Origin of the sequence: Micromonospora sp. A200 (assembly GCF_029893845.1) — a bacterium.
Taxonomy (GTDB): domain Bacteria; phylum Actinomycetota; class Actinomycetes; order Mycobacteriales; family Micromonosporaceae; genus Micromonospora; species Micromonospora purpureochromogenes.
This window is the reverse complement of record NZ_JARXXY010000039.1, coordinates 20,676-42,692: the sequence shown is the minus strand read 5'-3', so window position 1 is coordinate 42,692 and position 22,017 is coordinate 20,676. Positions and strand designations below refer to the sequence as shown.

Below are 22,017 nucleotides of genomic sequence, written 5' to 3'. Positions count from 1 at the left end.
CGCCCGGAGATGTCGGGCGTTGCGGCTAGAGTCGCTGCCGTGACAGCTACGACCCCGCGCCTGCTCCTCGTCGACGGACACTCGATGGCATACCGGGCCTTCCACGCCCTGCCGGTGGAGAACTTCTCCACCACGACCGGGCAGCCGACCAACGCGGTCTACGGCTTCACCTCGATGCTGATCAACGTGCTCCGCGACGAGCAGCCGACGCACATCGTCGTCGCCTTCGACGTCTCCCGCCGCTCCTTCCGCACCGAGAAGTACGCCGAGTACAAGGCCGGCCGCAAGGAGACCCCGACCGACTTCAAGGGCCAGGTCAGCCTGATCAAGGAGGTCCTCGACGCGCTGCGCGTCCCGGTGGTGGAGAAGGAGGGCTTCGAGGCCGACGACGTCATCGCCACCCTCGCCTGCCAGGCCCGCGACCAGGGCATGGAGGTGCTGATCAGCAGCGGCGACCGGGACGCCCTCCAGCTCGTCGGCGAGCGGGTCACCCTGCTCTACCCGCGCAAGGGCGTCTCCGACCTGGCCCGGATGGACCCGGCCGCCGTCGAGGCGAAGTACGGGGTCGGCCCCGAGCGCTACCGCGACCTGGCCGCGCTGGTCGGCGAGGACAGCGACAACCTCACCGGCGTCGACGGCGTCGGCCCGAAGACCGCCGCCAAGTGGATCAACCTGTACGGCGGCGTCGACGGGGTGGTCGCCAGCGCCGACGCGATCAAGGGCAAGGCCGGCGACAACCTGCGGGCCCAGCTGTCCCGGGTGATCCGCAACTACGAGATCAACTGCCTGATCTCCGACCTCGACCTGCCGCTGCGTCCCGAGGACGCCCGCTGGACCGGCTGGGACCGGGAGGCCGTGCACCAGGTCTTCGACACCCTGCAGTTCCGCATCCTGCGCGACCGTCTCTACCAGTACCTGGAGGCGGTCGAGCCGGAGGCCGAGGCCGGGTTCGACCTGGCCGGCGAGGTGCTGACCGAGTCGGGGGCGCTGGCCGGCTGGCTGGCCACGCACGCCCCGGCCGGCACTCCGGTGGGGCTGGCGGTGAAGCTCGACACCGGCCCGAACCGCCGGCACACCGCCTCGGTCACCGGGATGGCGCTCGCCACCGCCGGCGGCGCGGCGGCCTGGTTCGACCCGGCCGCGCTGGCGCCGGGCGACGAGTCGGCGCTGGCCGGCTGGCTGGCCGACCCGCAGCGCCCCAAGGTGCTGCACGACAGCAAGCCGGCGGTGCTGGCGCTGGCCGCGCACGGCTGGTCGCTGGAGGGCATCGCCCGGGACACCCAGATCGCCGCCTACCTGGCCCGCCCCGACCAGCGTTCCTACGACCTGACCGACCTGGCCCTGCGCTACCTGCACCGCGAGCTGCGGGTCGACGCCCCGGAGACCGGCCAGCTCACCCTCGACGGGCTGGGCGACGAGGGCGTCGTCGAGCAGAATCTCATGCTCCAGGCCCGGGCCACCCTCGACCTGGCCGACGCGATCGACGCGGAGCTGTCCCGCGACGGTGAGCAGCCCAACCGGCTGATGGCCGGGGTGGAGCTGCCGCTGATGCGGGTGCTCGCCGGCATGGAGCGGATCGGCATCGCCGCCGACACGCAGTACCTGTCGGAACTGGAGGCGCACTTCGCCGCCGAGGTGAAGGCCGCGGCGCAGGGCGCGTACGAGGCGGTGGGGCGGGAGTTCAACCTCGGCTCGCCCAAGCAGTTGCAGGAGATCCTCTTCGGCGAGCTGGGCCTGCCCAAGACCAAGAAGATCAAGACCGGCTACACCACGGACGCCGACGCCCTGCAGTGGCTCTACGCGCAGAACCCGCACCCGGTGCTGGAGCACCTGCTGCGCCACCGGGACGTCGCCAAGCTCAAGTCGACCGTGGACGGCCTGCTCAAGTCCGTCTCCGACGACGGCCGGATCCACACCACCTTCAACCAGACGGTGGCGGCGACCGGTCGGCTCTCGTCCACCGAGCCCAACCTGCAGAACATCCCCATCCGCACCGAGGAGGGGCGGCGGATCCGCCGGGCCTTCGTGGTGGGGGAGGGCTACGAGTGCCTGCTCACCGCCGACTACAGCCAGATCGAGATGCGGATCATGGCGCACCTGTCGTCGGACGACGCGCTGATCGAGGCGTTCAACTCCGGCCACGACTTCCACGCCGCCACCGCCTCGTCGGTCTTCGACGTGCCGGTCGGCGAGGTCACCCCCGACCAGCGCCGCAAGATCAAGGCGATGAACTACGGCCTGGCGTACGGGCTGAGCGCGTTCGGTCTCTCCCAGCAGCTCGGGATCAGCGCCGAGGAGGCGCGCGGGCTGATGGAGAACTACTTCGCCGGGTTCGGCGGGGTCCGCGACTACCTGCACGAGGTGGTGGCCCGGGCCCGGCAGGACGGCTACACCTCCACCATCCTCGGTCGCCGGCGTTACCTCCCCGACCTGGTCAGCGACAACCGGCAGCGCCGGGACATGGCCGAGCGGATGGCGCTCAACGCCCCGATCCAAGGCTCCGCGGCCGACATCATCAAGGTCGCCATGCTGCGCGTCGACACCGCGCTGCGCGACGCCGGGCTGCGCTCGCGGATGCTGCTCCAGGTGCACGACGAGCTGGTCTTCGAGGTGGCGCCGGGCGAGCGGGAGACTCTGGAGGCGCTGGTGCGCCGGGAGATGGGTGCGGCGTACCCGCTGTCGGTGCCGTTGGAGGTGTCGGTCGGCGAGGGGCGGGACTGGAACAGCGCCGACCACTGACCGGGCCTCGGTCGGGCCGGGTGCGCCGGGCCGCGAGGCAGACCCTCGCGGCCTCGGGAACCCCGCTCCGGTCGCCGGGTCCGGCGCAAGGGCGTGGGTCAGCGTCCGGGTCCCCGGCGCTCCTTCGGCGGGGTGCCGTGCCGCTCGAGGGCCCGTCGGGACGGGCCGCCCGGGGGCGGAAGCGGGCCCTTGAGGGGGTCGTGGCCCCAGTTCATCAGGGACCAGCGCCACTTGGTGTCGCGCACGTCGCCGGAGGGACGCTGGGCCATGTGCCGGCGGACGTAGCCGACCACCTTGCGCATGTGCTTGTAGTCGCCCTCGGACAGGTCGCCGCGCTTGCGCCGCAACAGGTCGATGATCTTCCGGCCGGATTCGTGCCCCACCGACTCGCCGCCCCCGGAGCGGCCGCCCTTGTGCCAGCCGACCTGCTTCGACTCGTCGGTCTCGAGCCAGGAGGAGATCTCGCCGGGCTTCATGTTCACCGCCTCGGTGAACTCCTGGTACGTGTCCCGGCCGTCGTCATCTCTGCTCATGACGCAACGCCTCCGGTCGGTGGGCCACGTCGCGGCCCGAGTGGTCGTTGCGGATCCGGTACTGCGGATCGTCCTCCGTCGCGTTGACGGCGTGCCCGCGTACGTGCGTCCGGTCGATCAGCTTCTCCTTGACCACGCCGTACGCCCGGCCGCTGTGACTGGCCCAGGAGACGTGGTCACCCTCGCGGAATTCCCTCTGCTCGGCCATGCCGGGCGGGTACCCGCCGTCGATGCCCCGAAACGACGCCCTGGGCGTGCGGCGGGGTCAGCCGGCGGGCTTGTCGGTGACGAAGATGGCGGTGCCGGGGAAGAGCCGCCCGCGCAGCGGGCTCCACTGCCCCCAGATCCCCTCGTGCCCCGCCGGCCACTCCGGCTCCACCAGATCCCGCAGCCGGAACCCGGCGCCGACCAGCTCGCGGATCCGATCGCCGAGGGTGCGGTGCTGCTCGACGTAGGTGGCCACGCCCGAGTCGTCCTGCTCGACATAGGGGGAGCGGTCGAAGTACGAGTGCACGGCGGTCAGGCCCCCCTCGCCCGGGTCGTCCAGGAAGATCCACCGCATCGGGTGGGTCACCGAGAACACCCACCGGCCGCCCGGACGCAGCACCCGGTGCACCTCGGCCATCAGTGCGGCCGAGTCGTCGACGAAGGGGATCGCGCCGAAGGCGGTGCAGGCGATGTCGAACGCCCCGTCGGCGAACGGCAGCGCCAACGCGTCGGCCTGCACCAACGGCACCCGTACCCCGGTGCGGTCGGCCGCCTGCGCGGCGTGCCGCAGCATGCCGGCGGAGAGGTCGAAGGCGACCGGCCGGGCGCCCTGGGTGGCCAGCCAGCGCGCGCAGGCCGCGGCACCGCAGCCCACCTCCAGCACCCGGCGTCCGGCGACGTCACCGAGGAGCCGGGCGTCGGCCTCGCGCAGGCCCTCCGGGCACCAGACGAAGTCCGTGTCGCCGAGGAAGGCGCCGTGCTCGGCCTGGTAGTCGTCGGCGTCGGTGTCCCACCAGCCCCGGTTGGCCCGGCGGGTCTCCGCGTCGCCGACCCGCCGTCGGGTCACCCTGTCGTCGTCCACCCGCTCACGCTAGGCCCTGGCCCGGTCGACGCCGACGGCGACCGGCCGGCGGATACGGCCACGATCGGCACGAAGGCGAGGGCGGTCTGCGGGCGTCGCCGCGGTGCGCTACCTTCTCTGCTTGGTGGGACGGCTGTGACGCAAGAGACAGTCGAGACGCTTTTCCACCGAAATCTCCGCTTTCGCAGCTGACGAGGTCGCGAGGACACGGGAGGCCTTGCACGCTGTGGTAATGCAGCGGGTAGGCTAGACGATGCGCTCGCGGATCGTGTGCCTCGGCAGGGAGCAGGTGCGCGGTCACCGGAGCCACTAATGATCTTCACTTGGCGATCGTTCGGTGTGCCCGATGGCGGATCCGCTGGCGCGAAATGGTCACCGCGACACCACGCCTGCTGTGACAACCCATCCGACCGGAGCAACCGCCCACATGACGAGCAGCATCGAGGCCCCCTCGAGCGCCACCCGGGTCACCCACGACGATCTCGGTTCCGAGGAGGCTTTCCTCGCCGCGATCGACGAGACCATCAAGTACTTCAACGACGGCGACATTGTCGAAGGCACCGTCGTCAAGGTCGATCGGGACGAGGTCCTGCTCGACATCGGCTACAAGACCGAGGGCGTCATTCCCTCTCGGGAGTTGTCGATCAAGCACGACGTGGACCCCGCCGAGGTCGTCTCGGTCGGTGACCACATCGAGGCCCTGGTCCTCCAGAAGGAGGACAAGGAGGGTCGTCTGATCCTCTCCAAGAAGCGGGCGCAGTACGAGCGGGCCTGGGGCACGATCGAGAAGATCAAGGACGAGGACGGCGTCGTCCGCGGTTCGGTCATCGAGGTGGTCAAGGGTGGCCTCATCCTCGACATCGGGCTGCGCGGCTTCCTGCCCGCCTCCCTGGTCGAGATGCGGCGGGTGCGCGACCTGCAGCCGTACGTCGGCCGCGAGCTCGAAGCCAAGATCATCGAGCTGGACAAGAACCGCAACAACGTGGTCCTGTCCCGCCGTGCCTGGCTGGAGCAGACGCAGTCCGAGGTGCGCACCGAGTTCCTCAACAAGCTGCAGAAGGGCCAGGTCCGCAAGGGCGTCGTCTCTTCGATCGTCAACTTCGGCGCGTTCGTCGACCTGGGCGGCGTGGACGGCCTGGTGCACGTCTCCGAGCTGTCCTGGAAGCACATCGACCACCCGTCCGAGGTCGTCGAGGTGGGCCAGGAGGTCGAGGTCGAGGTCCTGGACGTCGACCTGGACCGCGAGCGGGTCTCGCTGTCGCTGAAGGCGACCCAGGAGGACCCGTGGCGGCAGTTCGCCCGCACCCACGCGATCCAGCAGATCGTGCCGGGTAAGGTCACCAAGCTGGTGCCGTTCGGCGCCTTCGTCCGGGTGGACGACGGCATCGAGGGCCTGGTCCACATCTCCGAGCTGGCCGAGCGCCACGTGGAGATCCCGGAGCAGGTCGTGCAGGTCGGCTCCGAGGTCATGGTCAAGGTCATCGACATCGACCTGGAGCGCCGCCGCATCTCGCTGTCGCTCAAGCAGGCCAACGAGGGCTTCGTCGAGGGCGAGGAGCACTTCGACCCGACCCTCTACGGCATGGCCGCGACGTACGACGCCGAGGGCAACTACATCTACCCGGAGGGCTTCGACCCGGAGACGGGCGAGTGGCTCGAGGGGTACGACAAGCAGCGCGAGACCTGGGAGAACCAGTACGCCGAGGCGCGTCAGCGTTGGGAGGCCCACACCAAGCAGGTGCAGACCTCTCGCGCGGCCGACGCCGAGGCCGCTGCCAACCCGGCTCCGGCGGTCACCGGTGGCACCACCACCACGACCACCACGGCGCCGAGCCGTCAGGCCGAGGAGCCGGCCGGCACCCTGGCCACCGACGAGGCGCTCGCCGCTCTGCGGGAGAAGCTCGCCGGCGGCAAGTGATCCTGTGACAACTCCAGCTCGGCGCGGCTGACGCCGCGCAGCGACCTGGAGCCGTCACTGACGACGACGGGCCCCGTTCCCGCGACCCGGTAGCCACCGGGTCGTCGGGGGCGGGGCCCTCGCGCGTCTCCGGACAGCCCTCCCTCGCCGCTCACGCGGGAGCCACGCCTGACCCCGCCTGGCATGCGCCTGGCATGCGCCTGGCATGCGCCTGGCATGCGCCTGGCATGCGCCTGGCTGTGCGCCTGGCTGTGCGCGGCGAAGCTCAGCCGCTCCCGGCCACGCCGTGGCCGGCTGTTGCCGCCCGAGGCGGCTTGATCGATTCCGTTTGCGGCGTGTTGCGGTGTCCCGGGCCTTGAACACCGCCACACGCCGCAATCCGCGACGCCACCGGGGGCTGCCACCAGGGCGACTTGATCTACTTGGTTTGCGGCGTGTGGCGGTGTCCCGAGTACCGGACGCCGCCACACGCCGCAAACGGCGAGATCGCCGCGGTTTTGTGGTGGGCGCGGTGATCCGGTTGACTGGTCCGGTGCTGATGGTGGGACTGACCGGAGGGATCGGCTCCGGCAAGAGCGCCGTGTCGGCCCGGCTGGCCGAGCGGGGTGCGGTGGTCATCGACGCCGACCGGATCGCCCGTGAGGTGGTCGCCCCGGGCTCCGCGGGGCTGGCCGAGATCGTCGCCGCCTTCGGCGACCGGGTGCTCGACGCCGGCGGCGCGCTGGACCGGGCGGCGCTGGGCGCGGTGGTCTTCGGCGACGAGGTGGCCCGCCGGCGGCTGGAGGCGATCACCCATCCCCGGGTGCGGGCGCGTACCGCCGAACTGGCCGCCGCCGCGCCCTCGGACGCGGTCGTGGTCAACGACGTGCCGTTGCTGGTCGAGGTGGGGCTCGCGCCGACGTACCACCTGGTGGTCGTGGTGCAGACGGCCGTCGCGACCCGGCTGGAGCGATTGGAACGCGAGCGGGGGATGCCCCGCGCGGAGGCGGAGCGGCGGATCGCCGCGCAGGCCGACGACGCCCGCCGGCGCGCGGCGGCGGACGTGGTGCTCAGCAACGACGGCACCCTCGATGAGCTGCACGCCGCCGTGGACGCCCTCTGGCGGGACCGGTTGCTGCCCTACGAGCGCAACGTCCGGGCGGGCCGGGTGGCCCGCCCGGAGCGGGTCGTGCTGACCGAGCCGGACCCGACCTGGCCCCAGCAGTACGCCCGGCTGGCCGCCCGGATCCGGCACGCCGTCGCCCCGGCGGAACTGCGGGTGGACCACATCGGCTCGACCGCCGTGCCCGGCCTGGCCGCCAAGGACGTGATCGACATCCAGGTGACCGTGTCGTCGCTCGACGAGGCGGACGGGCCGCTCGCCGAGCGGCTCGCCCGGGCCGGCTTCCCGCGGCTGCCCGGCGACTGGTGGGACAGCCCCCGCCCGGCCGGCCGCGGGCGGTGGGCCAAGCGGTTCCACGGCAGCGCCGACCCGGGGCGCCCGGCCTGCCTGCACCTGCGGGTGGCCGACTCGCCCGGCTGGCGGTACGCCCTGCTGATGCGGGACCACCTGCGCGCCGACCCGGACCAGCGGGCCGCCTACCTGCTGCTGAAGCGGGAGTTGGCGGCCTCGGCACCGGACAGCGGCGCGTACGCGACGGCCAAGGACCCGTGGTTCGACGAGGAGCACCTGCGGGCCGAGGAGTGGGCCGCGCAGACCGGCTGGCGGCCCTGACCGGTCAGCGGCGGCCCGCCGTGCCGGCCGGCGCCTTCGGGGCGGGCGGTCCGGGCCGGGGCGGCACGATCCCGGCCGGCACCGGCGCCGGGGTGAGGTCGAGCTGGGCCCAGGCGCCCGCCCGGGTGCGCAGCTCCAGCCGGCGGGGCAGGCCGGTGCGGTCCAGCCAGTAGCGCAGTCGCAGGCCCTGCACGCGCAGCTCGACCACGTCCACCACCCGGCCGGCGACCCGGTCGGTGCGCAGCCGCACGGCGGCCGCGGGCCGGGCGGGCGCGGTGTCCGCCCGCAGCGCCGCGTCGACCAGCAGGTCGAGGTCGTCCAACGGGCGGGCGCCGGTCCGCCAGCCGGCCTCGGCCGGTGGCGGCAGCGGCGGGCCGTTGGCGGCCCCGGTGGCGCCGGCGCCCGGCCCGACCGGCACCTCCGCCCGGGCGAAGCCGTCCCGGTCGCGCCGCAGCAGGGTGCGCCGGCCGAGGGTGTCCAGCTCGGCCACCGACAGGTACGCCACCCCGTCGGACCAGCTGAGCCATCCCGAGCCGCGCAGGTTCGCGGCGGTGCCGAGCGGGACGGCGATGCTGACGGCGGCACCGGGCTGGGCCCGCAGTTGGGCGGGCAGCCGGGCCAGCCGCTCGGCCTCGGTGTCGGTGAGCGCGCGGGGCAGCCCGGGGCGGCCGCCCAGCGCGTCCACCGGCCAGATGGTGGGCCGGTCGTTGCGATCCAACTCGACGGTGGCCGGCTGCCCGCCGGGCAGCCGGCCCTCCCACCGGTGCAGCCGGGAGTCGCCGTCGACCCACCAGCGGGGGTCGCCGTCGCCGGCCGCCGGCGGGGCGGGTGGACGGGCGGTCGGGTCGGTGGCGGCGGTGGGCCTGGGCAGCGGGGCCTGGAGGACGTCCACCGGCTCGCCGGCGAGGGTCTCCCGTCCCACCCAGCGCCCCGCGCCGTGGCGCAGCGGCTCGGCCGGCTCCGCCCGGTCCGCGCTCAGCCCGAAGAGCACGTCGAGCGCCCCGGCGAGTGGCCGGCCGGTGGGCAGGTCGCGCAGTCGCCAGCGGTCCGTCGGCGGTACCAGCGGAGGGGACGCCGGCGTGGGGACCGCGGTGGGGTCGGGGCGGAGTACGACGACCGAGGGCGTCGCCTGCACCAGTCCCCGGTCGGCGCCCGCGCCCGGGCCGCCCACGTCGAGGTAGGCCAGCGGCCGCGCCCAGTCGATCCAGCCGACCAGGTCGGTGCGGGCGGCGCCGGTCCCGATCGTCACCCGGACCCCGGCGCGCACGTCGCGGAGGTTGGTGACCCGGGTCGCGGCCAGCCGCTCGGCCTCGGCCGCGGTCAGCGCCCGGGCCGGTTCCCCGGGGGCTGGCGCCCAGCTCAGCAGGCCGGCGACCAGCGCCGTGGCCGAGGCGGCGGCAACCACGCCGAGGGCGACCAGGGTGGTGCGCCGGCGGGCGGGCTCCTCCGGGGAGCCGGCGACGGCGGCCAGGACCGGCGGGGTGCGCAGCGCGTGCCGGGCGGGGTCGCGCCGGCGCCGGCCCGGCCGTCGGCGTCCGGCGCCGTGGCCGGCCGCGCCGCGTCCGCCGTCACCGACGGGGGTACGGGTGGGCGGCCGCGCGGCGACGGGGATGTCGGGGGGCGGACCCGTCGGGGTGGACGGGGGCGGCGGCCGGTCGGGGGAGGTCTCCACGAGTGGTTGAACGCCCGGCGGCGGCGAGGGTGACGAGGAAGACGGTGCGAGGCAGGGGCGCTCGCGGCGGCCGGTCTGCGCCATGGGCGCGACCACGTCGGGTGCGCACGCCGGCGATGTCCGGGTGCTGCGACCCTCCTGTGCCGGGGGCGGGAGCCCCGTGGGGGCCCGGCCACCTGCCCGGTCGGCCGCCGCGAGCGGCCTACGGTGTTCAGGCTAGCGCGGTGGGATGTGGGCCACAATGGGAATATCGAAGCCGATCAGGGACCGCCCGTAGTCGCGACGGAGTGTCGGACCCCCGGCGTACCGTTGGTGTCATGGCGCTCGACATTCCCCGGCTCGACGGCCGCTTCCAGGTCGTCAGCGAGTTCCAGCCGGCCGGCGACCAGCCGGCCGCCATCGACGACCTTGAGCGTCGGGTCCGGCGCGGCGACCGCAACACGGTGCTGCTCGGCGCGACCGGCACAGGCAAGAGCGCCACCACGGCGTGGCTCGTCGAGCGGCTGCAACGCCCCACCCTGGTGCTCGCGCCCAACAAGACGCTCTGCGCCCAGCTGGCCAAGGAGTTCAGCGAGCTGCTCCCGCACAACGCGGTGGAGTACTTCGTCTCCTACTACGACTACTACCAGCCCGAGGCGTACATCCCGCAGACCGACACCTACATCGAGAAGGACTCCTCGATCAACGAGGAGGTCGAGCGGCTGCGCCACTCGGCCACCATGTCGCTGCTCACCCGCCGGGACGTGATCGTGGTCGCCACGGTCTCCGCCATCTACGGCCTGGGCACCCCGGAGGAATACCTGGACCGCGCGGTCCGGGTCGCGGTGGGGCAGGAGCTCGACCGGGACCAGCTGCTGCGTCGCCTGGTCGACATCCAGTACACCCGCAACGACATGGCCTTCCAGCGGGGCACCTTCCGCGTCCGCGGCGACACCCTGGAGATCATCCCGGCGTACGAGGAGCTGGCGGTCCGGATCGAGCTGTTCGGTGACGAGGTGGAGAAGCTCTACTACCTCAACCCGCTCACCGGCGACGTGGTCCGCGAGGTCGACCAGCTGGTCATCTTCCCGGCCACCCACTACGCGGCCGGCCCGGAACGGATGGAGCGGGCGATCCGCGACATCGAGACCGAGCTGGGCGAGCGGCTGGCCGAGCTGGAGCGGCAGGGCAAGCTGCTGGAGGCGCAGCGGCTGCGGATGCGCACCACCTACGACATCGAGATGATGCGCCAGGTCGGCTTCTGCTCCGGCATCGAGAACTACTCCATGCACATGGACGGGCGGCTGCCCGGCAGCCCGCCGCACTGCCTGCTCGACTACTTCCCCGACGACTTCCTCACCGTCATCGACGAGTCGCACGTGACCATCCCGCAGATCGGCGGCATGTACGAGGGCGACGCGTCCCGCAAGCGGATGCTGATCGACCACGGCTTCCGGCTGCCCAGCGCCGCCGACAACCGGCCGCTGCGCTTCGACGAGTTCCTGGAGCGGGTCGGCCAGATGGTCTACCTCTCCGCCACCCCCGGCCCGTGGGAGCTGGAGCAGGCGCAGGGTGAGTTCGTCGAGCAGGTGATCCGCCCGACCGGGCTGATCGACCCGGAGGTCGTGATCAAGCCCACCAAGGGGCAGATCGACGACCTGATGCACGAGATCAAGCTGCGCACCGAGCGCGACGAGCGGGTGCTGGTCACCACGCTGACCAAGAAGATGGCCGAGGACCTCTCCGACTACCTGCTGGAGAACGGCATCCGGGTGCGTTACCTGCACTCCGAGGTCGACACGCTGCGCCGGGTCGAGCTGCTGCGCGAGCTGCGCAAGGGCGAGTACGACGTGCTGGTCGGCATCAACCTGCTCCGGGAGGGCCTCGACCTGCCCGAGGTGTCCCTGGTCGCGATCCTCGACGCCGACAAGGAGGGCTTCCTGCGCAGCGGCCGGTCGCTTATCCAGACCATCGGCCGCGCCGCCCGTAACGTCTCCGGCCAGGTGCACATGTACGCCGACAAGATCACTCCGTCGATGGCGGCCGCGATCGACGAGACCGACCGGCGCCGGGCCAAGCAGATCGCGCACAACGAGGCGCACGGCATCAGCCCGGAGCCGCTGCGCAAGAAGATCCACGACATCCTCGACGACATCTACCGCGAGGCGGAGGACACCGAGAACAGCCGGGTCGGCGGGGCGGTGCGCCAGCTCTCCCGGGGCAAGGCCCCGGTCAAGGAGACCCGCAGCCGCAGTCGGGGTGGCGCTGCCGGCCCGTCCCGGGAGGGGATGGCCCGCGCCGATCTGGCGCAGCTCATCCAGGAGCTCAACGACCAGATGCTGGCCGCCGCCCGGGAGCTGCAGTTCGAGCTGGCCGCCCGGATCCGGGACGAGGTCGCCGACCTCAAGAAGGAACTGCGCGGGATGGACGCCGCGGGCGTGAAGTAGGGGGAGCGGGGGATGGGCGGGATCGAGGTCGTCGTCGGTCTGCCGGACCCCCGCCTGCGTCCGTTCGTCGATCGGTACCTCGGCTACCGCGAGCCCGCCCCGGTGCCGCTGGTCCGCCGCGAGGTGGCCGGCGCCTTCGTGGTGCTGGTGCTGGGCTGGGGCGCCCCGCTCGACGTGGTCGACCCGCGGGCGGCCGGGCGCGGGGCGTACGGGGTGGACTCGTTCGTCGCCGGGCCCTTCGACAGCCACTGCACCACCTCCACCCTGGGCGTGGGGCTCGGCGTGCAGCTGGTGCTCACCCCACCGGCGGCCCGCCGGGTCCTCGGCCTGCCGCTGGGCGAGCTGGCCAACCGGGCCGTGCCGGTCGGCGACCTGCCGGACCGGTGGCTGGACGGGCTGCGCTGCCGGCTGGCCGACGCGCCGGACTGGCCGCGCCGGTTCGCCCTGCTCGACGCGGCGCTCGGCGCGCGGCTGGCCGGCTCCGCCCCGCTCGATCCGACGCTGGGCCGGGCGTGGCGTCGGCTCGCCGGCACCGGCGGCCGGATCGGCGTCGGTGACCTTGCCGACGAGCTGGGCTGGAGCAGCCGGCACCTCGCCGTCCGGTTCCGCGCGGAGCTGGGGCTGACGCCCAAGGCAACCGCCCGGCTGGTGCGCTTCGGCCGGGCGTACGCGACGCTGGCCCGGGAACTCGTCGCACGGCCGGGCGCCGATGCTCCCGACGATCCGGGCGGCTGGGCGGAGCTGGCCGCCCGCTGCGGCTTCTACGACCAGTCGCACCTGATCCGGGACTTCCGCGAGTTCGCCGGTACGACGCCGGCCACGCTGGCGCGCTCCGGATCGCTTTCGTCCAATCCCGGCTGACCGAGCCGGCGGCAGACTCGGGCCATGCGAAGCATCTACCCGGTCTTCCGGTATCCCGACGCCCGTGCCGCGATCGACTGGCTCCGCGCGGCGTTCGACTTCCAGGTCCACGAGGTGCACGACGCGCCCGACGGGTCCGTCGCGCACGCCCAACTCGGCTACGGCGGCGATCTGATCATGCTGGCCACCGGGAGCGGTCCCCGGGTCCGGCCGGCCGACGACGACTACGTCGTCTACGTGGCGGTCGACGACGTCGACGCCCATCACGGCCGGGCGAAGGCGGCCGGCGCGGAAATCGTCCGGGAGCCCTTCGACACCGACTACGGCTCCCGCGACTACACCGCCCGCGACCTCGCCGGCAACGTCTGGTCGTTCGGCACGTACCGGCCCTGACCGGTGCGCTCCGCCCGGCGGCGCGAAGGTCGCACCCGACGGGGGCGTCGCCGGGCGGTTGCGGTGCGCAAGCGAGGTATTGCCCTGGGTGACGGTCCTGCGTACCCTCCGTCGTGGGGAGGCCGGGATGCCGTTGTCATCGAGTCCTGTCATTCGCCGTGCGCGCCTCGGCGCCGAGCTGCGCCAGCTGCGCAGACGGGAGGCGCTCACCCTGGAACAGGTGTGTGGGCTGCTGGGCTGGGCCTCCACGTCGAAGCTGTCCCGCATCGAGCTGGGGCAGAGCCGGCCCGACCTCGCCGACGTGCTCGACCTGCTGGACGTCTACCAGGTGCCGTCGCCGCAGCGGGAGGCGCTGATCGTCATCGCCCGGGACGCCGCGACCAGCCGTGGCTGGTGGAAGGCGCTCGGCGAGATGCACGAGCGGCAGCGCACGTACGCCGAACTGGAGGCGGGGGCGGCGGCCATCGTGGAGTACCAGCCGGTCGTCGTACCCGGTCTGCTCCAAGCCCCCGGGTACGCCCGCCTGCGGGTCCTCGCCGGCCGGCTGCTGCACCCGGACGTCGACGTGGAGGCCGACGTGCGGGCGCGACTGGCCCGCCAGGAGGTGCTGCGCCGCCCCGACCCGCCGCACTACACCGGCCTGCTGGACGAACGGGTCTGCGACCCGGCCGGCGTCCCGGCCGAGATCTGGCAGGAGCAGTTGGTGCACCTGCTCGCCCTGGCCGACCTGCCGAACGTGACGATCCGGGTGGTGCCCCGCACCGCCGCCCCGCCCGGGGCGGTGCACGCGCTGACCGCCTACTCCTGCTACTCCTTCCCCGACCCGGCCGACCCGCGCACCGTGATGCTGGAGGCGCTCACCAACGACGTGCGGCTGGTGACCGACGCCGACGTGGCCCGCTACGAGCGGATGACCGGGTGGCTGTCGGCGGTGGCGTTGAGCGCGGAGGAGACCGCCGCTGTCCTGCGCGACCGGGCCGGCGAGGTCGCCAACGGCGCGCGCCCCGGCGGTGCCGAGGGGGAGGCGGATCGCTCGGCCGGCGGGTGAGCGCCGCTCAGCGGTGCCGCTGGAAGCCGCCCTCCGAGTCGATCACCTGTCCGGTGATCCAGTCGGCCTCGGGCGAGCAGAGGAAGCGGACCAGCCGGGCGGCGTCGGCCGGGGTGCCCCACCGCCCGCCGGGGAAGAGCCCGGCCACCGCGGCGTGCACGTCCGGCGGGGGTAGCCGGTGTCGGTCGGCCCGGGGTTGACGCAGTTGACCGTGATGCCGCCAGGCATCAGCAGCGGGGCGAGCTGGGCGGTCAGGTTCTCCACGCCGGCCTTGCTGGCCGCGTACGCCAGCTCACCGGGCATCGGGCCGAGCCGCTGCCCGCTGGAGAAGAGCACCAGCCGGCCGCCCGAGCCGGCGGTGAACGCGGCGGCGAACGCCTCGGCGAGCAGCAGCGTCGCCCGGACGTTGACCAGCAGGTGCCGGTCGATCTCGGTGGCGTCGAGCGCGCCGAGTGGAGTGTGGGTCGAGTACGCGTGCACAGCCACCACCGCGTCGAGCCGGCCGTGCCGGCGTACCGCCTCGGCGACCAGTGCACCGGGCGCGGCCGGGTCGAGCAGGTCGGCCGGGACGTACCCGGCGGCGGCGCCGAGCTCGGCGAGCAGCGCGGGCACGCCGTCGGGGTCGCCGCCGTAGGGCTGGGCGTCGTCGTAGGCCGGCAGGCCGCTGAGCAGCAACCGGTGCCCGTCGGCGGCGAGCAGCCGGGCCACCGCCGCGCCGATGCCGATCCGGCGGCTCACGCCGGTCACCAGGAAGACCCGACCACTCATGATCGACAGTCAACCCGCCCGCGCCCCGGTCGGCGCCAGCGGATTGTCGCCGCGCGGCCACCGGACCCGGCACCCCCGAACGCGTCGGGGCCGGTGTGCCGCGCGTGCGTCGCACGGTAACCGGGGGGTACGACAATGGCGGGCGTGGATCCGCCGGATCAGGCCGGGACGTCGACGAAGTGCTCGACCAGGGGCGGGCCGGCGAAGTGCGGGCCGATCAGCGCCCGCCACTTGTCGAAGGCCTCGGTGCCCCGGAAGTTCTGCTCGTGCGCCTCGACCGAGTCCCACTCGACCAGCAGCACGAACCGGGTCGGGGTCTCGATGCCCCGGGTCATCCGGACCGACCGGCAGCCCTCGACGGCCGCGAGGATCCCGCGCGCCTGCACGTAGGCAGCGGCGAACTCGTCCTCGTGTCCGGGCAGTACGTCGATGAGCGCGACCTCAAGCACCATGACCGAAGCCTCGCACGCCCGGCGGTGGAATCGGACGGAGGGGTCTTCTCCGCCGGCCGCCCCGGCCCAAGGGCCTGTGTCAAAGCCCCTGGCCGGCCTGCGGCGGGCCCAGACGACGACTGGCCGCGTTGGAGATCCGTCCGGATACAACACCGGTATCCGGACGGATCTCCGCCTTGCCGGATCGCCGCCTGGACTCCGCCTCGGCTCGACCGAGGACTTTGACACAGGCCCTAGGGTGATCGCTCGGGCCAGGGAAGGGGCGGATCATGCTGGACTGGTTGACCACGGTGGCGTTCACCGTCGGGGACGTCGGGACGACCTGGGCGGAGCTGCTCGGCTTCGCCACCGGCGTGCTCAACGTCTGGCTGGTCGCCCGGCAGCACACCGTGAACTGGCCGGTGGGCATCGCCAACGTGCTGCTGCTGATGGTGCTGTTCTGGACCGCCGGCCTGTACGCCGACGCCGGCCTCCAGGTCGTCTACGTGCTGCTCGGCCTCTACGGCTGGTACCACTGGCTCTTCGGCGGCGAGCGGCGCAGCCGGCTCGCGGTCAGCCGGACGAGCGGCCGGGAGTGGGCCGGGCTGGCGGTCGCCGGGGTGCTGCTCACCGGCGGGCTGTGGGCGCTGCTGGACCGGGCCACCGACTCCACCGTGCCGCTGGCCGACGCCTTCACCACCGCGCTGTCGCTGCTGGCCACCTACGGGCAGACCCGCAAGCTGGTGGAGAGCTGGTGGCTCTGGATCGTGGCCGACCTGGTCTACATCCCGCTCTACGCGTACAAGGGGCTCTGGCTCACCGGCGCGCTCTATCTGGTCTTCCTGGCGCTCTGCGTACTCGGGTTGCGGGCCTGGCGGGCCGACCTGCGCGCGGCCGGCGCCCCGACGGCGGTGCCGCCCGGTCCGGCCCCGGTGGCAGCGTGAGCGCGAGGAGTGAGCCGGGTCTGCGAGCCCCGCAGTCGCGGACTGAGATTGGCGGTGTGAGCGGGCCGTCCGCCGGCCCGGCCCGGCCGGAGTTCCGGCACGGCCTGGTGGTCGGCAAGTTCTACCCGCCGCACGCCGGGCACCACGCCCTGATCGAGGTCGCCGCCGGCCGCTGCGCGGCGGTGACCGTGGTGGTCGCGCCGTCGCGCCGGGAGTCCCTCCCGCTCGAGCTGCGGCTGGACTGGCTGCGCGAGGCGCACGCGCATACCCCCTGGGTCCGGTTCGTCGGCCGCTACGACGACCACCCGGTGGACTACGCCGACCCGGCGGCCTGGGACGCGCACTGCGCGGTCTTCTCCGCCGCGCTCGGCGGGTGCCCGGTGGACGCGGTGTTCTCCTCAGAGGCGTACGGCGGGGAACTGGCCCGGCGGTTCGACGCCACGGCGGTCTGCGTGGACCCGGACCGGCGGGTCGTGCCGGTCTCCGGCACGGCGGTGCGGGCGGACCCGGCGGGGCACTGGGACCGGCTGAGCCCGGCGGTGCGGGCCTGGTTCGTCCGGCGGGTGGTGGTGGTCGGGGCGGAGTCCACCGGCACCACCACGATGGCCGGCGCCCTGGCCGCGCACTACGGCACGGCCTGGGTACCGGAGTACGGCCGGGAGCTGACCGCCCGCAAGCTGGCCCGGCTGCGCGCCGGTCGGCCGGCGGCGACGGTCTTCGACGTCACCTGGGACCGGGACGACTTCGTCGAGGTGGTCCGCGCCCAGCAGGCGGCGGAGGACGCCGCCGCCCGGTCCAGCGGCCCGCTGCTGGTCTGCGACACCGACGCCCGGGCGACCGCGGTGTGGGAGGAGCGTTACCTGGGCTCGGCGTCGGAGCCGGTCCGGGCGGCGGCCCGCCGGCCCGCGCTCTACCTGCTGACCGACCATGTCGGGGTGCCGTTCGAAGACGACGGGCTGCGCGACGGCGCGCACCTGCGGGCCTGGATGACCGAGCGGTTCCGGGCCGAGCTGGCCGGCTGCGGGGTGCCGGTGATCGAACTCACCGGGCCGCACCCGGAGCGGCTGGCCCGCGCGGTGGCGGCCTGCGACGAGCTGCTGGCCGCCGGCTGGTCGCTCGCCGATCCGCTGCTGCCACCCGGCTGAGCAGCGGTTACACCGCCGGCCGCGCCGACCCTCCGATGGCACCTAGCCTCCTAGGACGGCGTAGGGAGCGTGCCACGGATCGTGTCGGAAGGTGATGCTGCCGGCAATCCAGGTACCTGGAGATGCGGTGGCCGGCCGGGATGGGGAACAATGGCCCGCGAGGAGGGGAGTATTCCCTCGCGACGGAGTCGTCAGCACGGTCGACCGCCGAACCCGGCGGCCCGACCCGGCGCCGTCGGTCATCGCCCCGCCCGCGGGTCGCTGACGGAAGAGACCTCCGACAGTCACCAGAGTCCGCGTCGCCGCTCGTCTCGCCGCCAACCGGCGTTACGGTGTGCCCGACGTCGCGTGTCTGCCGGAGGAATGCATTGAACGTGTCCGGAGTGGTGTGGGCCGGGACCCTCGTCGTGATGACGGCGGTCCTGCTCGTCGACCTTCTCATCGTCGGTCGACGACCGCACGAACCCAGTGTCCGGGAGTCGAGCCTCTGGGTCGGCTTCTACGTAACCCTGGCCCTGATCTTCGGCGCCGGGCTGTGGCTCACCTCCGGCGCGAGCGCGGCCGGCCAGTTCTACACCGGCTGGCTCACCGAGTACAGCCTCTCGGTGGACAACCTCTTCGTCTTCGTGATCATCATGGCCCGGTTCGGGGTGCCCCGGCCGTACCAGCAGAAGGTGCTGCTCATCGGCATCGTGCTGGCCCTGGTCATGCGGGGCGGGTTCATCGCCGCCGGCGCGGCGCTGATCTCCCAGTTCTCCTGGGTCTTCTACATCTTCGGCGCGTTCCTGATCTACACCGCGGTGAACCTCGCCCGGCAGGGTGAGCCGGACGAGGACGAGTTCAGCGAGAACATGCTGATCCGGTGGAGCCGCAAGGCGTTGCCGATCTCCAAGGACTACGACGGCGCGAAGCTGACCACGCACCAGGCCGGCAAGCGACTGTTCACCCCGATGCTGATCGTGATGATCTCCATCGGCACCACCGACCTGATCTTCGCGCTGGACTCGATCCCGGCGATCTTCGGCATCACCCAGGAGCCGTACCTGGTCTTCACCGCGAACGTCTTCGCGCTGATGGGGCTGCGGCAGCTCTACTTCCTGCTCGGCGGCCTGCTGGACCGGCTGATCTACCTCAGCTACGGCCTGGCGGTGGTGCTCGGCTTCATCGGCGTCAAGCTGGTGCTGGAGGCCCTGGCCGAGAACAACCTGCCGTTCATCAACGGCGGGGAGCACGTCGGGTGGGCCCCGCACATCCCGATCTGGCTCTCCCTGACGGTCATCCTCGGCACCCTCGCCGTGGCCACCGCCGCCAGCCTGGTCAAGTCGTCCCGGGACCGGCGCCGCGAGCTGGCCGACGCCCGCCGCTGAGCCGCACCCGCGTACGCGGAGAAAGGGGCACCCCGTTCGCCGGGTTGCCCCTTTCTCCGCGTACGGGTCAGACCCGGCGGACGGCGACCAGGGTGGCGGCCCGGTCGGCGGGGAGCTGCTCCTCCAGCACCCGCCGTTGCCGGTAGCAGGCGTGCAGCATCCGGCGGTCGCCGCCGGGCTCGGCGGTGACGATGCCGACGTGGTGGATCGGGCGCCCGGGGCGGGCGAAGAAGTACAGGTCGCCGGGGTGCTCCTCGCCCAGCGGCACCGGCGCGGTGGCCTCGGCCTGGTGGTCGGCGTCGCGGGGCAGGGTCACCCCGAACCGGCGCCAGGCCAGGTGCACCAGGCCGGAGCAGTCGATGCCGTGGCTGGAGACCCCGCCCCAGATGTAGACCACGTCGCGCAGGCGCTCCGCGACGGCCAGCACCTCGCCGGGCTCCGGCCGGCCGGTGGGCAGCGGCACCACGTCCGCCTCGGAGATCCACAGCGGCCCCGGGTGGCCGGGGGCGTGCACCGGACGCCACCCGTCGACCGGGCCGCCGGCCGGGGTCAGTCGGGTGCCGAGGACGACGCCGGGCACGACCACCGGGCCGTCCGGCGCGCCGTGCAGGGCGGTGACGCCGGCGTCGACCACCAGCGGCTCACCGGCGGGGGTGTTCGGGTCGGCGGGGGCCAGCTGGGCGGTGGGCAGCCAGCCGGGGTAGCCGCGCGGGTCGAGTTCCGCCGCGGGCTGCTCGACGGCGACCACGCGGGCCCAGCCGTCCGGGCGCAGCTCGGTGACCAGCACCCGCTCGCCGAGCAGCAACTGGCTCAGCACGCACTCGCCGACCCGCTGGTCGGTGTCCATCCCGGCGACCCAGGCCGGGATGTCGGTGCGCGGGGCGAGGGCGGGGCGGTCGACGGGGCGTACCGCCTCGGGGGTGGCCCAGAGCGTCGCGACGGCGACCCGGACGACGGCCTCGCGGCCCGGTTGCAGCTTCACGTCGACCTCCGGTTCGGGCGGGCGCCTATCCGACCCTATGAAAGAAACCAACGATCATCAACTGCGGGGCTGCACTTTTGCTTCAGTGACGGAGGTGATGCCCAGCCCAGGCGCGTCCGGCAGCACAACGGTGGCGCCGTCGTACCGGACCCCGCCCCGCACCGGCGACCAGGCCAGCCACCAGGCGGCGTCCAGGTCCGACACGGCGGTGGTGCGGTAGGCGGCGACCAGGCTGGCGGCCGCCCCGATGCCGACCGCGCTCTCCATCATGGAACCGACGATGGTGCCCATGTCGTGGGCGCGGGCCAGGTCGAGCAGGGTGCGAGCGGTGTGCAGGCCGCCGCACTTGGCCAGCTTGACGTTGACCATGTCGGCGGCCCGACGGCGGATCACCTCGACCAGGTCGCGGACGCCGAAGACCGACTCGTCGGCGAGGATCGGCACCTCCACCCGGTCGCTGACCCAGGCCAGGCCGTCCAGGTCCCACCGGGACACGGGCTGCTCGACCAGCTCGACGTCGAGCCCGGCGTCGACGATGCCCCGGATCACCCGCACCGCCTCGCGCGGGGTCCAGCCCTGGTTGGCGTCCAGCCGGATCCGCATCCCGGGGCCGACCGCCGCCCGGACCGCGCGGACCCGGTCCAGGTCGGTCGCCGCGTCCGTGCCGACCTTGAGCTTGAGCACGTCGAAGCCCTCGGCGCGGCGCTGCTTGGCCGCCGCCGCCAGCTCCACCGCGTCGCCGGCGGCCAGCGTGACGTCCGTCGGGACGCGCAGCGTCGTGCCGCCGAGCAGCCGCACCAGGGGTACGCCGAGCCGCCGGGCCGCCAGGTCGTGCAGCGCGACGTCGAGCGCCGCCTTGGCCGACTCGTTCCCGGTCACCGCCGTGCGCACCTCGGCGCAGCGGGCCACCAGGTCGTCGGCGTCCCGGCCGGCGACCGCGGGGGCCAGCATGTCGCGTACGCAGGCCTCGGCGCCGGCGACCGAGGCGCCGGTCACCTTCCAGACCTGGGGCGCCTCGCCGAAACCGGACCGCCCGTCGGAGTCGATCACCTCGACCACCAGGGTGTCCACCGTGGTGGTGCGGCGCAGCGCGGTGACGAACGGGGTGTGCAGGGGCGCGGAAAGCCGGTGGGTGCGTACCGCGGCGATCGTCATGTGCGGCACCCTATACGGAGACGGGCAGCGCAGGGGGAGGCCGAATGGGCAGGCGGGACTGGGAGCTGGTGGGCGCGCCGAACGCGCGTGATCTGGGCGGGCTGCCCACCGCCGACGGGCGCCGGGTGCGCGCCGGACGGCTGATCCGCACCCCGGCGCTGGGCCGGCTGACCGATGCCGACCTGCCGGTGCTGGGCAAGCTCGCCCCGGCCTGCGTGGTGGACCTGCGGGACGCCTCCGAGATGGTGGTCGCCCCGGCGGACCGGCTGGTGGGGGAGCCCCGGGTGGTGCACCTGCCGATCCTCGACCCGGCGCACCCGGTCTTCACGTACGTCTCGGCGCTGCTGCTCGGCCACGACCTGGAGGCGTACGACGAGCTGGCCCGGGAGGGCACCCCGGCGGCGATGGCGGCGATCTACCGCTGGTTCGTCACCGGGGAGGCGGCCCGGGCGGGGTTCGGCACGGCGCTGCGGCTGGCGGCGGACGCGGACAACCTGCCGCTGCTGTTCCACTGCTCGGCCGGCAAGGACCGCACCGGCTGGCTGGCGGTGCTGCTGCTCACCGCGTTGGACGTGGACCCCGCGGCGATCCGCGCCGACTACCTGTGCCACAACGAGCTGACCGTGAGCCTGCGCGAGGTGCTGCTGGAGGCGATGGTGGGGCGGCAACCGGCGCTGGACCCGGAGACGGTGCGCCCGGTGCTGGAGGTGCGCCCGGAGTACCTGGACGCCGCCTACGAGGAGGTGCGCCGGGTGCACGGCTCGTTCGACGCGTACCTGCGCGACGGGCTGGGCGTCACCGACGAGGTGCGCGACGCGCTGCGGGACAACCTGCTGGAGTGACCCCGCCCGG

19 protein-coding genes and 1 pseudogene are annotated in these 22,017 nt (G+C 73.5%); 11 read left to right on the top strand and 9 right to left on the bottom strand.

Going from position 1 to position 22,017, the window contains the following annotated elements; translation table 11 throughout:
- Positions 1-39 precede the first annotated feature (39 nt).
- Positions 40-2,739 carry a DNA polymerase I gene (gene polA / locus M2302_RS27870; protein ID WP_280840794.1) on the top strand — a complete coding sequence of 900 codons (2,700 nt, stop codon included), beginning with the start codon at positions 40-42 and terminating at the stop codon, positions 2,737-2,739.
- Positions 2,740-2,837: 98 nt separating this feature from the next.
- On the opposite strand, the gene M2302_RS27865 is transcribed toward polA, so the two are convergent.
- Genes M2302_RS27865 through M2302_RS27855 form a run of 3 tightly spaced genes read right to left on the bottom strand, consistent with a single transcriptional unit; the run spans position 2,838 to position 4,341 of the window.
- Complete coding sequence (locus M2302_RS27865) at positions 2,838-3,272, bottom strand: DUF3140 domain-containing protein (protein ID WP_280840793.1); 435 nt, start codon at positions 3,270-3,272, stop codon at positions 2,838-2,840.
- Entirely contained in the window at positions 3,259-3,480 is a 222-nt protein-coding gene (locus tag M2302_RS27860) for a DUF2945 domain-containing protein (protein WP_280840792.1), read from the bottom strand. Before M2302_RS27860 ends, M2302_RS27865 begins: the two co-directional genes overlap by 14 nt.
- Before the next feature lie 57 nt (positions 3,481-3,537).
- Positions 3,538-4,341, bottom strand: coding sequence for a class I SAM-dependent methyltransferase (locus M2302_RS27855; RefSeq protein WP_280840791.1), 804 nt, complete (start codon positions 4,339-4,341; stop codon positions 3,538-3,540).
- A 427-nt stretch (positions 4,342-4,768) separates the two neighbouring features.
- Here M2302_RS27855 and rpsA point away from each other — a divergent pair, with 427 nt between their 5' ends.
- A complete protein-coding gene (rpsA, locus tag M2302_RS27850) occupies positions 4,769-6,259 on the top strand; it encodes a 30S ribosomal protein S1 (RefSeq protein ID WP_088961211.1) in 1,491 nt (496 codons plus the stop codon).
- 532 nt (positions 6,260-6,791) lie between these two features.
- On the top strand, positions 6,792-7,973 hold the full coding sequence (gene coaE / locus M2302_RS27845; RefSeq protein ID WP_280840806.1) for a dephospho-CoA kinase: 1,182 nt from the start codon (positions 6,792-6,794) through the stop codon (positions 7,971-7,973).
- A 4-nt stretch (positions 7,974-7,977) separates the two neighbouring features.
- On the opposite strand, the gene M2302_RS27840 is transcribed toward coaE, so the two are convergent.
- Complete coding sequence (locus tag M2302_RS27840; RefSeq protein WP_280840790.1) at positions 7,978-9,645, bottom strand: hypothetical protein; 1,668 nt, start codon at positions 9,643-9,645, stop codon at positions 7,978-7,980.
- A gap of 317 nt (positions 9,646-9,962) precedes the next feature.
- Between M2302_RS27840 and uvrB the strand changes: the two genes are divergently transcribed.
- The 4 genes from uvrB to M2302_RS27820 all read left to right on the top strand — a co-directional run bounded on the left by uvrB (position 9,963) and on the right by M2302_RS27820 (position 14,373).
- Positions 9,963-12,071 carry an excinuclease ABC subunit UvrB gene (uvrB, locus tag M2302_RS27835; protein ID WP_280840789.1) on the top strand — a complete coding sequence of 703 codons (2,109 nt, stop codon included), beginning with the start codon at positions 9,963-9,965 and terminating at the stop codon, positions 12,069-12,071.
- Between the two features lie 12 nt (positions 12,072-12,083).
- Complete coding sequence (locus tag M2302_RS27830; RefSeq protein WP_280840788.1) at positions 12,084-12,932, top strand: helix-turn-helix domain-containing protein; 849 nt, start codon at positions 12,084-12,086, stop codon at positions 12,930-12,932.
- A 24-nt stretch (positions 12,933-12,956) separates the two neighbouring features.
- Positions 12,957-13,325 carry a VOC family protein gene (locus tag M2302_RS27825; RefSeq protein WP_280840787.1) on the top strand — a complete coding sequence of 123 codons (369 nt, stop codon included), beginning with the start codon at positions 12,957-12,959 and terminating at the stop codon, positions 13,323-13,325.
- Between the two features lie 127 nt (positions 13,326-13,452).
- Positions 13,453-14,373 (top strand): helix-turn-helix transcriptional regulator, encoded by a 921-nt coding sequence (locus tag M2302_RS27820; protein ID WP_280840786.1) that lies wholly within the window; start codon positions 13,453-13,455, stop codon positions 14,371-14,373.
- A gap of 7 nt (positions 14,374-14,380) precedes the next feature.
- Here the strand turns inward: M2302_RS27820 and M2302_RS27815 are convergent, their stop codons facing one another.
- From M2302_RS27815 to M2302_RS27805, 3 genes and pseudogenes are all read right to left on the bottom strand, one after another.
- A complete protein-coding gene (locus tag M2302_RS27815; protein WP_280840785.1) occupies positions 14,381-14,521 on the bottom strand; it encodes an SDR family oxidoreductase in 141 nt (46 codons plus the stop codon).
- 86 nt (positions 14,522-14,607) lie between these two features.
- Positions 14,608-15,141, bottom strand: a pseudogene (locus M2302_RS27810) (SDR family NAD(P)-dependent oxidoreductase); the annotation flags it as partial.
- Between the two features lie 158 nt (positions 15,142-15,299).
- Entirely contained in the window at positions 15,300-15,593 is a 294-nt protein-coding gene (locus tag M2302_RS27805) for an antibiotic biosynthesis monooxygenase (RefSeq protein ID WP_280840784.1), read from the bottom strand.
- A gap of 269 nt (positions 15,594-15,862) precedes the next feature.
- On the opposite strand from M2302_RS27805, the gene pnuC reads away from it, so the two are divergent.
- From pnuC to M2302_RS27790, 3 genes are all read left to right on the top strand, one after another.
- Entirely contained in the window at positions 15,863-16,516 is a 654-nt protein-coding gene (pnuC, locus tag M2302_RS27800; protein ID WP_280840783.1) for a nicotinamide riboside transporter PnuC, read from the top strand.
- 56 nt (positions 16,517-16,572) lie between these two features.
- The gene (locus tag M2302_RS27795; RefSeq protein ID WP_280840782.1) at positions 16,573-17,661 is read left to right on the top strand and encodes an AAA family ATPase; all 1,089 of its coding nucleotides are present in this window, start codon (positions 16,573-16,575) and stop codon (positions 17,659-17,661) included.
- 368 nt (positions 17,662-18,029) lie between these two features.
- Positions 18,030-19,028 carry a TerC family protein gene (locus M2302_RS27790; RefSeq protein WP_280840781.1) on the top strand — a complete coding sequence of 333 codons (999 nt, stop codon included), beginning with the start codon at positions 18,030-18,032 and terminating at the stop codon, positions 19,026-19,028.
- A gap of 67 nt (positions 19,029-19,095) precedes the next feature.
- On the opposite strand, the gene M2302_RS27785 is transcribed toward M2302_RS27790, so the two are convergent.
- Both M2302_RS27785 and M2302_RS27780 read right to left on the bottom strand, forming a co-directional pair.
- Entirely contained in the window at positions 19,096-20,010 is a 915-nt protein-coding gene (locus tag M2302_RS27785) for an NlpC/P60 family protein (protein WP_280840780.1), read from the bottom strand.
- A gap of 57 nt (positions 20,011-20,067) precedes the next feature.
- A complete protein-coding gene (locus M2302_RS27780; RefSeq protein ID WP_280840779.1) occupies positions 20,068-21,165 on the bottom strand; it encodes a dipeptide epimerase in 1,098 nt (365 codons plus the stop codon).
- 44 nt (positions 21,166-21,209) lie between these two features.
- On the opposite strand from M2302_RS27780, the gene M2302_RS27775 reads away from it, so the two are divergent.
- Entirely contained in the window at positions 21,210-22,007 is a 798-nt protein-coding gene (locus M2302_RS27775) for a tyrosine-protein phosphatase (RefSeq protein WP_280840778.1), read from the top strand.
- Positions 22,008-22,017 lie beyond the last annotated feature (10 nt).

Excerpts from the sequence above, each read along its gene's own strand:
- M2302_RS27865 (WP_280840793.1), bottom strand. The coding sequence starts at position 3,272 with ATGAGCAGAGATGACGACGGCCGGGACACGTACCAGGAGTTCACCGAG.
- M2302_RS27860 (WP_280840792.1), bottom strand. The coding sequence starts at position 3,480 with ATGGCCGAGCAGAGGGAATTCCGCGAGGGTGACCACGTCTCCTGGGCC.
- rpsA (WP_088961211.1), top strand. The coding sequence starts at position 4,769 with ATGACGAGCAGCATCGAGGCCCCCTCGAGCGCCACCCGGGTCACCCAC.
- uvrB (WP_280840789.1), top strand. The coding sequence starts at position 9,963 with ATGGCGCTCGACATTCCCCGGCTCGACGGCCGCTTCCAGGTCGTCAGC.
- M2302_RS27830 (WP_280840788.1), top strand. The coding sequence starts at position 12,084 with ATGGGCGGGATCGAGGTCGTCGTCGGTCTGCCGGACCCCCGCCTGCGT.
- M2302_RS27825 (WP_280840787.1), top strand. The coding sequence starts at position 12,957 with ATGCGAAGCATCTACCCGGTCTTCCGGTATCCCGACGCCCGTGCCGCG.
- M2302_RS27820 (WP_280840786.1), top strand. The coding sequence starts at position 13,453 with ATGCCGTTGTCATCGAGTCCTGTCATTCGCCGTGCGCGCCTCGGCGCC.
- M2302_RS27805 (WP_280840784.1), bottom strand. The coding sequence starts at position 15,593 with ATGGTGCTTGAGGTCGCGCTCATCGACGTACTGCCCGGACACGAGGAC.
- pnuC (WP_280840783.1), top strand. The coding sequence starts at position 15,863 with ATGCTGGACTGGTTGACCACGGTGGCGTTCACCGTCGGGGACGTCGGG.
- M2302_RS27780 (WP_280840779.1), bottom strand. The coding sequence starts at position 21,165 with ATGACGATCGCCGCGGTACGCACCCACCGGCTTTCCGCGCCCCTGCAC.
- M2302_RS27775 (WP_280840778.1), top strand. The coding sequence starts at position 21,210 with ATGGGCAGGCGGGACTGGGAGCTGGTGGGCGCGCCGAACGCGCGTGAT.